General features: G+C 46.1%; 12 protein-coding genes and 1 tRNA gene. 9 read left to right on the forward strand and 4 right to left on the reverse strand.

The window, feature by feature from the left end; genetic code table 11:
- Positions 1 to 215 precede the first annotated feature (215 nt).
- A complete protein-coding gene (locus tag AB3R30_RS21945; RefSeq protein ID WP_458651345.1) occupies positions 216 to 1,355 on the forward strand; it encodes an SAM-dependent methyltransferase in 1,140 nt (379 codons plus the stop codon).
- Positions 1,356 to 1,452: 97 nt separating this feature from the next.
- On the opposite strand, the gene AB3R30_RS21950 is transcribed toward AB3R30_RS21945, so the two are convergent.
- Complete coding sequence (locus AB3R30_RS21950) at positions 1,453 to 2,142, reverse strand: hypothetical protein (RefSeq protein WP_458651346.1); 690 nt, start codon at positions 2,140 to 2,142, stop codon at positions 1,453 to 1,455.
- 380 nt (positions 2,143 to 2,522) lie between these two features.
- On the opposite strand from AB3R30_RS21950, the gene trhO reads away from it, so the two are divergent.
- Positions 2,523 to 3,404: an oxygen-dependent tRNA uridine(34) hydroxylase TrhO gene (gene trhO, locus AB3R30_RS21955; protein WP_458651347.1), complete on the forward strand. Its 882-nt coding sequence runs from the start codon at positions 2,523 to 2,525 to the stop codon at positions 3,402 to 3,404.
- Positions 3,405 to 3,430: 26 nt separating this feature from the next.
- Here trhO and AB3R30_RS21960 read toward each other — a convergent pair whose 3' ends face one another.
- The gene (locus tag AB3R30_RS21960) at positions 3,431 to 3,937 is read right to left on the reverse strand and encodes a bifunctional nuclease family protein (protein WP_458651348.1); all 507 of its coding nucleotides are present in this window, start codon (positions 3,935 to 3,937) and stop codon (positions 3,431 to 3,433) included.
- Between the two features lie 525 nt (positions 3,938 to 4,462).
- On the opposite strand from AB3R30_RS21960, the gene AB3R30_RS21965 reads away from it, so the two are divergent.
- From AB3R30_RS21965 to ribE, 3 genes are all read left to right on the forward strand, one after another.
- Positions 4,463 to 5,125, forward strand: coding sequence for a type II restriction-modification system restriction endonuclease (locus tag AB3R30_RS21965; protein ID WP_458651349.1), 663 nt, complete (start codon positions 4,463 to 4,465; stop codon positions 5,123 to 5,125).
- Positions 5,122 to 6,573: a class I SAM-dependent methyltransferase gene (locus AB3R30_RS21970; RefSeq protein WP_458651350.1), complete on the forward strand. Its 1,452-nt coding sequence runs from the start codon at positions 5,122 to 5,124 to the stop codon at positions 6,571 to 6,573. The genes AB3R30_RS21965 and AB3R30_RS21970 overlap by 4 nt, the downstream gene beginning before the upstream one ends.
- Positions 6,574 to 6,646: 73 nt before the next feature.
- Complete coding sequence (gene ribE, locus AB3R30_RS21975) at positions 6,647 to 7,336, forward strand: riboflavin synthase (RefSeq protein WP_458651351.1); 690 nt, start codon at positions 6,647 to 6,649, stop codon at positions 7,334 to 7,336.
- A gap of 16 nt (positions 7,337 to 7,352) precedes the next feature.
- Here the strand turns inward: ribE and AB3R30_RS21980 are convergent, their stop codons facing one another.
- Entirely contained in the window at positions 7,353 to 8,486 is a 1,134-nt protein-coding gene (locus tag AB3R30_RS21980; RefSeq protein ID WP_458651352.1) for a M23 family metallopeptidase, read from the reverse strand.
- A 292-nt stretch (positions 8,487 to 8,778) separates the two neighbouring features.
- Here AB3R30_RS21980 and pgeF point away from each other — a divergent pair, with 292 nt between their 5' ends.
- The 3 genes from pgeF (at position 8,779) to AB3R30_RS21995 (ending at position 11,069) form a co-directional block, all read left to right on the forward strand.
- A complete protein-coding gene (pgeF, locus tag AB3R30_RS21985; RefSeq protein WP_458651353.1) occupies positions 8,779 to 9,570 on the forward strand; it encodes a peptidoglycan editing factor PgeF in 792 nt (263 codons plus the stop codon).
- Positions 9,571 to 9,719: 149 nt separating this feature from the next.
- Positions 9,720 to 9,791, forward strand: a tRNA-Asn gene (locus tag AB3R30_RS21990).
- Positions 9,792 to 9,875: 84 nt separating this feature from the next.
- Positions 9,876 to 11,069, forward strand: a complete 1,194-nt coding sequence (locus tag AB3R30_RS21995; protein WP_458651354.1) for an aminotransferase class V-fold PLP-dependent enzyme — start codon at positions 9,876 to 9,878, stop codon at positions 11,067 to 11,069.
- A gap of 616 nt (positions 11,070 to 11,685) precedes the next feature.
- On the opposite strand, the gene gatA is transcribed toward AB3R30_RS21995, so the two are convergent.
- Positions 11,686 to 13,143, reverse strand: a complete 1,458-nt coding sequence (gene gatA / locus AB3R30_RS22000) for an Asp-tRNA(Asn)/Glu-tRNA(Gln) amidotransferase subunit GatA (RefSeq protein WP_458651355.1) — start codon at positions 13,141 to 13,143, stop codon at positions 11,686 to 11,688.
- 177 nt (positions 13,144 to 13,320) lie between these two features.
- On the opposite strand from gatA, the gene AB3R30_RS22005 reads away from it, so the two are divergent.
- Positions 13,321 to 14,019, forward strand: coding sequence for a Uma2 family endonuclease (locus AB3R30_RS22005; RefSeq protein WP_458651356.1), 699 nt, complete (start codon positions 13,321 to 13,323; stop codon positions 14,017 to 14,019).
- Positions 14,020 to 14,080: the final 61 nt, after the last annotated feature.

Genomic DNA, 14,080 nt, shown 5'->3' on the forward strand with positions numbered 1-14,080 from the left:
TTACTGACCTCACTTGAACCGCATTCGGGACACTGCATTGCTTTTACCCTGATTTCATATTTCTATTATGCAACGCCCAATTTCTTTGTATACCTTTGTAAGGTTGCTTTGACTTATGTTGAGACAAGCTTGAAAAAAAGTTAAGGCTCCGTAAAGTTTAGTTTTCTCGTGGCATCTTAACTGAGAATTCCTCAAAGGATTACTGGAGATAACCCATGACTTCCATATCCACAGGACAAGATTTTCAGCGCCACATTCCTGCGATTGGTAACATTGCCACTAAAAGCCCCCTAGCCTACCAAGCAACTCGTGGGGCTGCCAGAGTTGTGAACATGATGCAGATGGCGCTCGCCGAGTCGTATATTAACGGGTTAGAGGTGCCTGACTCGGTGTTGCGATCGCTGTTTGATACCTATATGCCCATTTTGTTTAAGCATTTTCCAGCCCTGCTTGCCCCCTACGAATGGGTTTTAGAAGAAACTGACCATGTGGCAGAAGGCTCTAGAGACTTGATGAAGCTTCAATATGATCTTCCTCAAGGCATGTTGAATCGAATGATTGGAGATTGGCAGCTAATTTATCCCAAATACAGCATGGGATTGTGGGAAAAAGGAGCCGTTGATCTTGAGCAATCGCAAATCTATATGCTTGACGACCTGATTGAAAAACTTGACATTCAAGATGGCGACAATATCTTAGATTTTGGCTGTGGTTGGGGTTGCATTCCCAACTATATTTTGTCTAAGTTTCCGAATGTCAGATTTACAGGGTTGAATCTCAGCCATGAGCAATGTGAATACATGCGGCAAAAGATGCAAGACCCTGAAAGTTATCTCAGTTCAGGTCGTTTCACGCTGGTGGAAGGGGATTTGAATGAGGCGCAGTTTGAAGAAAAATTTGACAAAATTCTTTCTGTTGGCGTGTTTTGCCACGTTGGAAATTTAACCCATGCCTTTAAAAAGTTAGCCTCGTTCTTGAAGCCCGAAGGCAAGTTTTTCCTGCATATCATCACGGTTCGCACTCCAAATAATATTTCCAGCGTTTTCACTCACAAATATATTTTTCCCCACGGTCGCTATTGGAGTTTTGATACCGTTCCTACATTCAACCAAGATTTCACAACGGTGAATCGATGGTATCTCAATGGCATAAACTACTCTAAAACTTTTGCAGCTTGGCTGAAGAACTTTGATGACAGCTATGACGAGGTTAAGAATCTAGATTATGGCATCGACTTTACTAGATTCCGTCGAATCTGGCGGTTTTACCTGATCTGGCTGGGAACAAATTTTGCGACCTGCGATGGCGAGATTAATGGCAATGGTCAGTTTCTCATGGTTCACACTAATCGATAAGAAAGAACGCCAGGGGCGAATTCAGAAGAACGTCCCAAAAAAGTAGGGGTAGATTTAAAATCTACCCCCAAAAAATTAAAAACGGTAGGTTGACGGCTCAATCCTCAGCGGACGATCGCAATTCATCCATCGCGCAATGGGCGATCGCGAGGCTAAGTCGTGCCTTTTGAATCTCCGATAGCTGATGCCATTCTGCTTGAGGAATTTGAGTGAGCAAATTATCGACGGCAGTTTCTGAACTACTATTCCGCATGGGTTCTAGAAGCCGCGCCTGAACGTAGAGGTCTTCCTGACCTAGATTAATTGCAACTTCTTGAATACACTGCACTAGTTGATCTGCCAGTGAAAAAGAGTCTGTAACTGCCTTGCGGGATTCTGCCACCAGCTTTTGAGCCTGTGCCGCGATCGCTGCCAGTAACTCTTGGGGAATTCGCGCCGAGAACCGTTGAGCCAAAGAAGTTTGTAAGCTGGTCATAGACCATTGCCGCTCGATTTGGGCAAAGAAATCGTTGGCGCGAGTGGCAATCTCTGATTCTTGCCAACCATCTAAGAAAGAGGCTTGCTCTGGAAAAAAACTTTCCGATTCAGGATCGCAAGGATTCCAGGGATAGGAAATTTTGGCACCCGGTAGGTCTTCTACCTGAACGGCATCTTCGGTGAAGGGCTGATCAGCCGTCCCAGTAAAATGAACTCCCTCGGCATGAAACAGAGCGTTAAGAAAATCGCGATCGCCCTGTTTATCTTTGTCAAACTTTCCTGAATCACCGGAACACATATGCTTTTCCATCACGGACTCCTGCAGGCACTAACTAATGATCTGGTCTAACAATAGCTGCCAAACCCTGTACTAACCTATCTACACGGTAATCTCAATAGTTTTCGGAACTTCAGTCAAGAATATCCCCAATTTACCTAAACATCCGTCATTTGACGTAATTGATGACACCCCCCAAGGCTAAATCTTTAGACAAAACGCTACCTTCTTGGGAAAAAATTTAGCCATGAGCCGTTGTCTTGCTTTCAATTTCCTGATTCAAGCAAAATCGGCGAAAGGTAATAGCCACGCCAAGCACCTTAAGGTAGGCTGGAATGATCACTCCTTGCTGAAGGTATGGTTCTTTTTAAATTGGCATACCGCGTAAGATTTGGTTCTTGAATGGAAAGCCTATGAGTTGGGTCATTGCAGCATTCTATAAGTTTGTGCCGTTGTTGGATTGGGTTGAACTGCAACCTGTTCTGCTGGACTATTGCCGTGCGCAAGACATTAAAGGAACAATTTTGCTAGCGAATGAAGGGATCAATGGCACGATCGCAGGCTCTCGGCAAGCGATCGATAGTCTCTTAGCATGGCTCAAAGCTGATCCACGACTTGCAAACTTAGCTCATAAAGAATCCCTGTCTCAGACACCCCCATTTGAGCGACTGAAAGTGAAGCTAAAGCGCGAAATTGTTACCTTGGGTAAGCCAGAAGCAAATCCAGGTGTGCAGGTAGGCACCTATGTGACCCCAGCCGAGTGGAACGCACTCATCGCCGATCCAGAAGTGCTAGTGATTGATACTCGCAACGATTATGAGGTCAATATTGGCAGCTTTCAACGAGCAATCAATCCCCAAATCTCTTCATTTCGAGAATTTCCAGCCTATGTGCAGCAACTTGACCCAACGCAACATCAAAAAGTTGCCATGTTTTGTACGGGCGGCATTCGCTGTGAAAAAGCATCGGCATATCTGCTCAGCCAAGGCTTTCAGCAGGTCTATCACCTCCAGGGCGGCATTCTTAAATACTTAGAAGAAGTGCCAAAAGATGCCAGCCTATGGCAGGGAGAATGTTTTGTGTTTGACGATCGCGTTTCCATTAAACCGGGATTGGAACCAGGAACCTATACGATGTGTCGCAGTTGTGGGCATCCAATTTCTGAAATGGACAAAGCCTTACCTGAGTATGAAGATAGCATTTGCTGTCCTCACTGCGCCGACTCTCTGACACCCGAAAAACGCGAACGCCAAACCGAACGTCAGCGACAATGGCAGCAGTCACAACAAGGCTAAGTCAAGAGAAAATTTAGAGTACCGTCTTATTGAGCTTCTTCGCTGCTAAACTTGCCGCGCTGGGTGAAATCTTCAGGACGCAGACTGGAGATAAAATCGCGAAATTCTTGCCGCTCCGCTTCATCAGCATCTCGATCAACTGGAATAGAGGCATCGGCAATGACTTCCTCTAGCACCCAAATTGGGCAATTCGTCCGTAGCGCTAAGGCGATCGCATCACTCGGACGCGCATCAATTTCTTTTTTCACATCTCCCTGAACTACTGTCAGCGACGCATAAAAGGTATTGTCTTGCAAAGAGTGAATCACAATCCGTTCTAGGGTCATGCCCCACGCTTCTAGCATGTTCACCAATAGATCATGAGTCAGTGGGCGAGGAGGTGCCTGGTTCTCGATCGCGTTGATAATCGCTTTTGCCTGGTCGTTTCCAATGTAGATAGGCAGCGCTCGGCGTTCAGTGAAATCTCTCAAAAGCACAATTGGGCTGCGTGTTACCGCATCCAACGCAATTCCAGCGACTTTCATTTCAATCATCGTCTTAGCCTCTAGAACACCTGAAACGAAATCTAAACCAGCGGATAAACACTAAAGGAACTCTAATCTAGTACATTCTTGATCATAAACGGGGAAACCAATTGCTCAGCACCCCGTGAAACTGACAGCCAAGAATTTTGTCTAAAGCTGGGTTCACTTGATAGATTCTCAGCAGTCACTCCAGCGAAGTGAACAGTTATACAATGGAAATATCCATGAGCTTTAGTATGCCCTGATTGCTGCCCAAATCCTATCGCACCATGCGCTAAATTTACGTTTACAAAATCCTCATACTTGCTGATGGTTGAAGGCTCTGGGTGCAGAAGTACTGAGTTAGAAGCAATCACCTGTCAAATTAAAGTTGATAGCCAGTTGGGATCAGCCGCCGCCGATAAATTATCACAACTAGCGGTAATCTCAATATGGTTGGCTCTATCGTCTTAATGATCTCGTTGAAGCTATTCATGCAACTATTACAAATACAAAGCTACAATATTCCACTTGACACGATTCTCACTTGTATCTATGTCAAACCTGACCATAGAAGCCTTATGCTCTGAAGCCGCAATATTTTCAGCAGCCGAGTCTCATCACCCAGAACCTTTGCTCTACGGGATTACAGACGGTAAAGCAGTTGGAACCTACCTAGAGCAAAAGTTTAGACTTTATCTAAAGGGAAAGTATGATTTTGTGGAGGGCAATTCAGCAAGTGGAATCGATTTTCCAGGATTGCTTGTTGATGTGAAAGTAACCAGCATAAAACAGCCTCAGTCATCATGTCCCTTCAAATCTGCGCGACAAAAGATTTTTGGGCTTGGATACTCGTTGATCATATTTATCTACGCCAAAACAGATAACAGCACAAGCCGCACTGCGAATTTGAGTATTTTGAATACACTTTTCGTGAGTGCCGAAAGAACAGCAGATTTTCAGATGACTCGTGGAATTCGCAGCATTTTGGAAAATGAAGGAAATGCAGACGATTTAATTGCATTCATGCTAGATCGCAATCTGCCCGTGGATGAAATTGAGGCGGCAAGCATCGCAGATGAAATTCTGAGAAGATCGCCAGTTCAAGGATTTTTAACTATTTCAAATGCTTTGCAATGGCGACTTCAATACGGAAGAGTAATGGAGCGGGCTGGTCAAGAAGAGGGAGTCATTGCTGTTTATAGGGCAAATTCATGACTCCGGCTTCTAACGTGAAAAAAGTAGAATACGGAGATTTTCAAACCCCACTGGATCTAGCTGAGAGAATTTGCCAAAAACTGGTAAAACTTGGAATTAATCCTAACGTTATTGTTGAGCCAACTTGTGGAGTAGGTAATTTTATTAAGGCTTCCGCAACTTTATTTAAACGAACAGAAAAAATTATCGGGATTGAGATAAATTCAAACTATGTAGAAGAAATCGGGAAAGATAATTGGCTATTAAAAGATAAAAGAATCGAAATCAGACAGGGAAATTTTTTTGATTTCGACTGGTTTCCCCTCACTGAAGAATTCAATAACACTATTTTAGTGTTGGGAAATTTTCCTTGGGTAACGAACTCTCGACAAGGAATGATTGGAGGTAAAAACTTACCTCAAAAAGAGAACTTTCAGCATCATAGTGGCTTAGATGCAATCACAGGAAAAAGCAATTTTGATATTTCGGAATGGATGTTGATCCGAACCATTCAATCTATACATAAGCGCGATGCTTGTCTGGCAATGCTTTGCAAAACTTCTGTTTCAAGAAAATTGCTAAACTACATTAAGGCTCATAATCTGAATCTTTCTTACTGTGCAGTTTATGAAATAGATTCTAAGAAGTATTTTGGCGCGGCTGTTGATGCCTGTCTATTCTTTTGTAAATTTGAACCAAATGCACAAAATTATTTTTGTGATGTGTTCAGTAGCTTAGAGGAAACTCAATGTCATCGAATAGGTTACCAGCATAATATTCTTATCCGAGATTTAATATCTTTTGATAGATTAAGTGACTTGTATGAGCCACAATCAGGAGTAAGATGGCGTTCTGGCATTAAACATGACTGTTCAAGCATTATGGAGTTTCGCAAAATTGAGAATGCTTTTGTTAATGGATTAGGAGAAATTATCGATCTTGAAGAAACCTATCTTTTCCCTTTAGTTAAAGGTTCTGATGTGGCTCAAAATCGCACAGTAACTATCAGCCGATATGTTTTAGTGCCACAGAGATTTATTGGCGAATCAACTGAACTGATAAGATTTTTAGCTCCAAAGACATGGAGATATTTAGAAGATCATGCAGATTATTTAGATGCTAGAAAGAGTAAAATCTATCAAGGGAATCCTCGTTTCTCTATTTTTGGAGTGGGAGCTTATACATTTTCGCCTTGGAAAATTGCAATTTGTGGATTGTACAAAAAACTAAATTTTCGCCTTTTGGAAAACTATGAAAACAAGCCTATTATTTTCGATGATACTGTTTATTTTCTTAGTTTTGATAACGAAAAATCTGCTTTTCAAGCGTTTAAACTTTTAACTTCAACCTTGGCAACTGAGTTCTACTCTTCTCTTATTTTTTGGGATGAAAAACGTCCCATTAAAACCAGTGTCTTGAACAGCTTAAATCTATCTATTCTGTCAGAAAGGCTGTCTTCTTGTTCCTGAGAACTTAGACTAGGCAGATATTCTTAACTGCCACGATTGGTGGCTGAAATAATCTAATCATTTGGTTGTATCCATGTTTACAGGATTAGTTCAAGGGTTGGGAACTTTGCAGCCCATCGACTCCGATCAATTACAAATCACTTGTTCGCCTCAAGTGTCCGGATTGATCATGCCGGATCTGGCGCTGGGGGACAGTGTTGCGGTTGATGGCGTATGTCTGAGCGTCGTAGATATTTTGCCGCAGGGGTTTATTGCAGTGGCATCTCCAGAAACCCGCGATCGCTCTACGCTAGGGTCTTCTGCACAACATGTTAATTTAGAAACCTCGTTAAAAGTCGGCAGTAAGTTGGGGGGGCACTTTGTCACGGGGCATGTAGACGGCACAGGCACCCTACAATCTGCGGTTCAAACCGCCACATCCTGGGAAATGACCTTTCATACGGCTTCGGCTCAAGTTGCCCGCTATGTCGTTTCCAAAGGCAGCATTGCCGTGAATGGCATTAGTTTAACCGTTGCTGATTGCAACCCCGAAGGCAGTTGCTTCACAGTTGCGGTAATTCCACTAACCTATGCTGAAACCAACCTGCAATATCTCATTCCGGGTAGTTTGGTGAATTTAGAAGGCGATATTTTAGGAAAGTATGTCGAGAAGTTCTTACGATCAGGAGTCACCCATCAAGATCTGAGTTGGGATAGCCTAGAGATGCCGCGATCGCCCGAAAACATGACTCCAACGTTTCTAGCAGAGCATGGATATTTGTAGGAAAAGGTCAGCCTTATTATAAAACGCCTTCAATACCAGCATTAGCTTTGGCAGATTGAGGCGGAGCTTGAGCAAAATCGAGCGATCGCACCAGTTGAGCAAGAGCATATTCCAACTGAGCACCCGCATCCAATGCCACCCAGCCTTCGGTAGTCAGTTGGCGAAACTCAAAATGCAGGTGAGGTCCAGTGGAGTTCCCCGTGGAGCCAACACGACCAATCACATCCCCCTGCTTGACCACTTCTCCAGACCGCACAAAAATTTCTGACAAATGAGCGTAGAGAGTTTGCGCGGTGCCTTTGTTATGCTCTAGCGCCACCGCTAGCCCGTAGCCACCCAGCAAATCCGCTAGAACAACTTGTCCGGCATAGGCTGCCAAGACAGGCGTGCCCATGGGAGCCGCTAGATCGGTGCCACTATGAAACCGCGCATCGCCGCTAATCGGATGGACTCGCCAGCCAAACAAGGAGGAAATTGCAGCAGGAATAGACAGCGGAAATAAAAGCTGAATGTTGCCGTTTCCCAGTTTTGCAGGGGGGCGCAGGGTGCGGCGGTAATAGTCTTTCAGAGAAGTAGTACTAGGATTTAGCCCGGTGACAGTGGAAAGTAGGGTGCTAACTTGTACAGCGGGAAGGTTGGATAGCTGACTGGTGGTGGCTGCACCGCTTGCCGTAGAAAGTTGTCCTGAATTGAGAGATTGTCTAGCAGTATTACTCCTATTTCCACCACACAACTCATCAGGCACCTGACCCGATCTTACCGTTGCCTGACAGCCCGACGATCGCTCCGAGAAAATGATAGTGCTAGGAGCGGCATAGGGTTCAGCAGCACGGCTAGGAGGTGCAACGGGAGCCGCCGCAGGAGGCGGTTGATAGGTGGGAACCGCTGGAGAGGGAGCCGAGAATTCACTAGGAAACGATTCAGGAGCCACCGGAGCCGCTGGTGCAACTGGAGCGATAGGAGCCGTTTCTAGGGGAGCCGTCACAGGTTGAGCGGGTGCTGCTGAGAAGGGATCGCTTGTGGAAGATTGCGCGATCGCCATACCGCTACTGAGCGCACTCATTCCACCGATCCAAGCAATTCCTTGGATTAGCCAAAAAGAGTAAGTCGCTAGCTCATGAGTAGATTGACCCGTTTTTTTGCCTGTCATTATTTAGATTCCAAGACAACACGCTCACACCAGACTGTCGATCTTCAGGGCTACAAAGTTCCAACGCTGCTATTAAAGCTGCCATCAAACTTAGTCAACCCAACACTAGAATAGTCCAGATTGATTGTACCTGGCTTTCGCAAAACTTTGATGATAAATGGGGCTAAATCTGTTGACTGCTATGCTATGCACAGGATCTTGTTGGGTTCAGAAAACTTCAGTGTATTTCAGCGATCGCTCTGCAAACTAGGATGCTACGGTAGCATGAACTCGCAACCTTGACAGCACATTTATGCATAGTTGGCAGTGGCACACCTGGAACAATCTTCCTTATCTAACTTGCAGTGTGTTAGATCCCTGGAAACATGGCTTTTTTACCCAACAGTCTTACCCTCGCTTGCCAGAAGACTTGACCCTAGGATTGCAACCCGCCGCTACAGCCTATCGAGTCAAGCAAGTACACGGCAACGTGATTCTCACACCCGCTCAAATTGAAATCGGTAACCAGAGCGATGTTCCCCTACTAGAGCTACCTGCCGCCGATGGATTGGTGACCGAGCAAGCGAATCAGGCAGTATGGGTGTGTAGCGCTGACTGTACACCCGTGCTAATTGCCGATGGAGTCACGGGACAGGTTGCTGCCGTTCATGCAGGCTGGCGTGGGACAGCGCAAAAAATTGTGCCTGAGGCGATCGCTCAGTTTCAATCCCAAGGCAGTCATCTAAAAAACCTCCGGATTGCCATGGGTCCAGCAATTTCAGGAGCCGTCTATCAAGTGTCTGAACACGTAGCAGCCCAAGTAGGAGCCACGATTGCCACGATTGATTTAACCAATTTGCCAGATGCGATCGCCTGTCTACGCCAAATACCCGGCTCTCCAATATTCGATGACCCAGAACCCGGACGGGCGCGGCTCGATGTTCGTCAGGTGAATGCCCTTCAGCTAACTCAATTAGGCATCAGCCCCGATCAAATCGCGATCTCGCCCCACTGCACCTATCAGGAACCTCACCATTTCTTTTCCTATCGCCGCAGCCGTGAGAAAAAAGTGCAATGGTCAGGAATTGTGAGTCGGGAATGCTGAGTTTCGAGTTTCGAGTTTCGAGTTTCGAGTGCGTCACTTTTACCCATTCGCCATTCGCCATTCGTCATTCATCATTCGCCTAACAGCTATTTTTAAAAAAGCCTTGTCAAAACGAGCCACTTGTCGGTACGATAAGAAGCGCGCTGTAATCCTCAGTAGCTCAGTGGTAGAGCGATCGACTGTTAATCGATTGGTCGCTGGTTCGAATCCAGCCTGGGGAGTTTTAGATTTAAATTCAGATTACTGGTTATTGAGAAGCCAGTCTTGACTCGCCATGCCGTATTAGATCGAGGAGCTTTGCTTAGATGGCAATAGATCGGCAGCTAGTTACTGGTGTTCAACAGTCCTTTGCCCAATTTTGGTCGCTTGATCCAGCGATCGCGTTTCTGAATCATGGGTCTTTTGGAGCGTGCCCGATCGCGGTTTTAGAGCAGCAACAGCACTATCGGCAGCGCATGGAACGACAGCCACTCCAATTTTTGGGAGTTGATGTTGAGCCGTTGTTGGATGAGGCAAGGGAGGCACTCGCGGTTTTTGTCGGGGCTGATGCCGCCGATTTAGTATTTGTGCCTAATGCAACAACGGGGATAAATGCAGTGCTGCGATCGCTGACATTTCAGCCCGGAGCGGAACTGTTAACGACCAATCATGAATACAATGCTTGCCGTAATGCGCTGAACTATATTGCTGAGCGGCAAGAATTAAAAGTTGTCGTTGCAGAAATTCCTTTCCCGCTGACCTCCTCTAGCCAAATTTTGGAAGCAATTGTAGACAAGATTTCTAGTCGCACTCAGTTAGCGTTGCTCGATCACGTTACCAGTCAAACGGGATTAGTGTTTCCGTTGATTGAACTGATCCAAGAATTCAACCAGCGCGGGATTGAAACCCTGATTGATGGTGCCCACGCGCCCGGAATGGTGCCGCTAAATTTACGCGAATTGAACGCCACTTATTACACTGGCAATTGTCACAAATGGCTTTGTAGCCCAAAAGGAGCAGCATTTTTGGTTGTAAGGCGCGATCTCCAGCCTAAAATTCGTCCCCTAACCATCAGCCATGGTGCCAATGTCGATCGCCCTAATCGTAGCCGCTTTCACCTGGAATTTGATTGGATGGGAACCGCTGACCCAACGGCGTATCTGTCCGTCCCCGCTGCAATTCAGTTCATGGATTCTCTGTTCCCCGGTGGTTGGACGGAAGTGATGGCAACGAATAGATCGCTGGCGATCGCGGCTAGAGAGACTCTTTGCAGGGCACTGGATGTTTCCCCGCCTTGCCCTAACGACATGCTTGGTTCTTTAGCAGTAGTACCGCTGCCGGATGGAGATTGGCAACTACTGCATGACGCACTACTCAAAAAGTATCAAATTGAAGTGCCAATCATTCCTTGGGGGCACCCAATGGGTCGGCAAGTTCGCATTTCTGCTCAGATTTACAATTACCCTGCTCAGTATGAGTATTTAGCGATGGCGCTGACCGAACTATTGCGCCCATTTTGATTGAATTCCCTCACTTGAAAATGGTTGAACAGTGTGAAGGAATGCTTCAGATTGTTACAAAGCAGTCAACAAAATAAATCTTTAGATAAAGTTGTACTTCTTTTGAAATTAAGTTGTTACCGCTCAAAGGTTTGAAAATAGGTGAAGTTGAGCCACTGAAATTAATTTCTGGCATCAAAAAACACATCAATAAATATTCCAATGCAGTAAAAGTACGAGACAACATCCTTTTGACTGATTGCTACTTTAAGCTTCTTTTTCTATCTTTGAGATGAGAATTTTAAGCTGATCAAAATTTTTGCTGAAATATTACAGCAATTTACTTTAATAAAAAATCTAAAAGGTAGCTATGATCACTTGCCCATGCTGCTCTGCAAAAGTTCTTCGTCATGTTCGCCATGGATCAATATATTGGTTTTGCCCTCATTGCTGGCAGGAAGTGCCTGACTTGGAACTAGAAATGGGAATAAACTCTAAGCCTCATTCAGTAATATCCTCTATGAAAACTTTAGCAACTGCTGCTCGTTAATGAATCTAGAGCTTGTAGCATCAAATTTCAAGTTGATTTTTTGATTAAGCGATCGCTCTACAATGACAAATTGGGCGATCGCTTTTCCTATTTTAAGTTTATTTCAGGTGTTTTTTGATGCCAGGTAGTGGATTGTTCGTAGGCGTAGGCGGCTTGAAACACTTGGTCTTCGCGGAGGACGTTGCCGATTAATTGCAGACCAATGGGTAAGCCATTAGCATCGAAGCCACAGGGAATGCTGATGCCCGGAAGTCCTGCTAGGTTAACGGGAATGGTCATCAGGTCAATCAGGTACATGCTGAGGGGATCGGCAGACTTGTCGCCTGCTTTGAAGGCAGTGGAAGGGGCGGTTGGGGTAACCAATATATCAACTTTTTGAAAGGCTTCCTCAAAGTCTTGCTTCATCAACGTGCGAACTTTTTGGGCTTTCAGATAATAGGCATCGTAGTAGCCAGCGGAAAGGGTGTAAGTGCCAATCATGATCCGGCGTTTTACTTCGGCTCCAAAGCCTTCAGCACGGGTGCGGGTATACATTTCCATCAAATTGTCAGCGTTTTCGGCACGGGCACCATACTTTACGCCGTCATAGCGGGCAAGATTTGCGGACGCTTCGGAGGGAGCAATGATGTAGTAGGCGGCGATGCCATAGCGAAAGCGGGGACAGGAAATATCAATAATTTCAGCGCCTAAATCTTTTAGCTGCTGAATCGCGGCGCGAACCGATTTTTCCACATCGGGACTCAAGCCTTCGCCAAAGGTTTCTTGGATCACGCCAATTTTTTTGCCCTTTAGGTCAGGAATCAGAAATTGGCTGTAGTCGGGAATGTCAACCTTGAGGCTGGTGGAGTCTTTGGGATCGTGCCCCGCGATCGCCCCTAGCAAAATTGCAGCATCTTCCACCGATCGCCCAAAGGGACCGATTTGATCCAATGACGAGGCAAACGCCACCAATCCATAACGCGACACTAAGCCATAGGTGGGTTTCATGCCGACAATGCCGCAAAACGAAGCCGGTTGACGAATGGAACCACCCGTATCGGAACCGATAGACACGACGCATTCACCGCCTGCCACTGCCGCCGCCGATCCACCCGACGATCCACCCGGCACACGGGAAATATCCCAGGGGTTGGCAGTGCGCTGAAACGCCGAGTTTTCGGTAGAGCCGCCCATAGCGAATTCATCTAGGTTTGTTTTGCCGACCATGACGGTGTCTGCATCCAGCAGCTTTTGAGTAACAGTGGCTTCGTAGGGGGGCACAAAGTTTTCTAAGATGCGCGAGGCGCAGGTGGTACGAATTCCTTTCGTGCAAATGTTGTCTTTGATCGCAATGGGGATGCCTGCCAACAGTCCGATCGCTTCACCTGCTGCAATTTTGGCATCCACTTGTTGCGCTTGCGTCAAGGCATAGTCTGCGGTGACTTGCAAAAAGCTATGCAGTTTGGGTTCCACTGCCTGAATGAGATCGAGGGTTTCTTGGGTCACTTCTACCGCCGATCGCTCTTTTTGAATCAGTTGTTGGTGCAACTCCCGAATGGATGCCATGCTTTACCTCATGCGTCGCAAATCTTTCCTAGTGTATCGTCTCTATGCGAACTGACAGCAGCCATTCCTAGGGAGTGGGCGGCAATTTTCTTCTGCAACCCCAACTTGAAGCTCCCTCTGGCAGAATAGGGGCGATCGCCTACAATAGAGCCTATCCAGGACACGTGAGGTTTCCCTATGCTTCAGATCGACCTGAAGAACCTACCCTCTACTGATGAACTCCCCGATTCAGATGATACTCCTGTGGATAACGAAGACCAAAATCTGCTGCCCAATGTGCTGTTATTTTTACTCAAAGTCATTTGGGCAGAGCGGATGGACTGGTACTTTGGCGTGGATATGGCGGTCTACCATACAACGGGTGACAATCCTCGTATCCCGGTCGTCCCTGATGCATTTTTAAGCCTTGGCGTTGAGCGCAAGAAGGGAGGCAAGTCGCGTAAGAGCTATGCAGTGTGGGAAGAAGTGGAAGTCGTGCCGATCTTGGTCTTGGAGATGGTGTCGCAAACCTTGAGAGGAGAGTATGACGAGAAGAAAAACCTCTATGCCAAGCTAGGGACTTTGTACTATGTGGTATACAACCCAGAGTATTGGCAGCGCAACCAGCATCAGCCGTTTGAGGTATACAAGTTGGTAAATGGAGACTACCAGTTACAGAGCAGTGAACCTTATTGGATGCCAGAAGTGGGATTAGGCATCGGGCGATGTCAGGTAATGTCTGACAATCTGCCGCAGGAGCAGTTAGCCTGGTTTGATGTCAAGGGCGATCGCTATTTAACGCTAGAGGAACGAGCCAAGGCTGAACGGCAACGACGAGAACAACTGGAAGCATTTTTGCGATCGCAAGGCTTTGATCCGGATCATCTGCCTGAATAGAGGCGATCGCCTCTATTCAGCAACCCCAACTTAAGAATCTCTGTGGCAAAATGGGGGCGAT

It is taken from the genome of Sivoneniella epilithica UHCC 1019, assembly GCF_040830845.1.
In the GTDB taxonomy this organism is placed as follows: Bacteria; Cyanobacteriota; Cyanobacteriia; order Leptolyngbyales; family Leptolyngbyaceae; genus ULC077BIN1.

Bases quoted from the DNA above. Each gene is read 5' to 3' on its own strand.
- AB3R30_RS21965 (WP_458651349.1), top strand. From the start codon at position 4,463: ATGTCAAACCTGACCATAGAAGCCTTATGCTCTGAAGCCGCAATATTT.
- pgeF (WP_458651353.1), top strand. From the start codon at position 8,779: ATGCATAGTTGGCAGTGGCACACCTGGAACAATCTTCCTTATCTAACT.
- AB3R30_RS21980 (WP_458651352.1), bottom strand. From the start codon at position 8,486: ATGACAGGCAAAAAAACGGGTCAATCTACTCATGAGCTAGCGACTTAC.
- AB3R30_RS21960 (WP_458651348.1), bottom strand. From the start codon at position 3,937: ATGATTGAAATGAAAGTCGCTGGAATTGCGTTGGATGCGGTAACACGC.
- AB3R30_RS21950 (WP_458651346.1), bottom strand. From the start codon at position 2,142: ATGGAAAAGCATATGTGTTCCGGTGATTCAGGAAAGTTTGACAAAGAT.
- AB3R30_RS21945 (WP_458651345.1), top strand. From the start codon at position 216: ATGACTTCCATATCCACAGGACAAGATTTTCAGCGCCACATTCCTGCG.
- AB3R30_RS22005 (WP_458651356.1), top strand. From the start codon at position 13,321: ATGCTTCAGATCGACCTGAAGAACCTACCCTCTACTGATGAACTCCCC.
- AB3R30_RS21970 (WP_458651350.1), top strand. From the start codon at position 5,122: ATGACTCCGGCTTCTAACGTGAAAAAAGTAGAATACGGAGATTTTCAA.
- AB3R30_RS21995 (WP_458651354.1), top strand. From the start codon at position 9,876: ATGGCAATAGATCGGCAGCTAGTTACTGGTGTTCAACAGTCCTTTGCC.
- ribE (WP_458651351.1), top strand. From the start codon at position 6,647: ATGTTTACAGGATTAGTTCAAGGGTTGGGAACTTTGCAGCCCATCGAC.
- trhO (WP_458651347.1), top strand. From the start codon at position 2,523: ATGAGTTGGGTCATTGCAGCATTCTATAAGTTTGTGCCGTTGTTGGAT.
- gatA (WP_458651355.1), bottom strand. From the start codon at position 13,143: ATGGCATCCATTCGGGAGTTGCACCAACAACTGATTCAAAAAGAGCGA.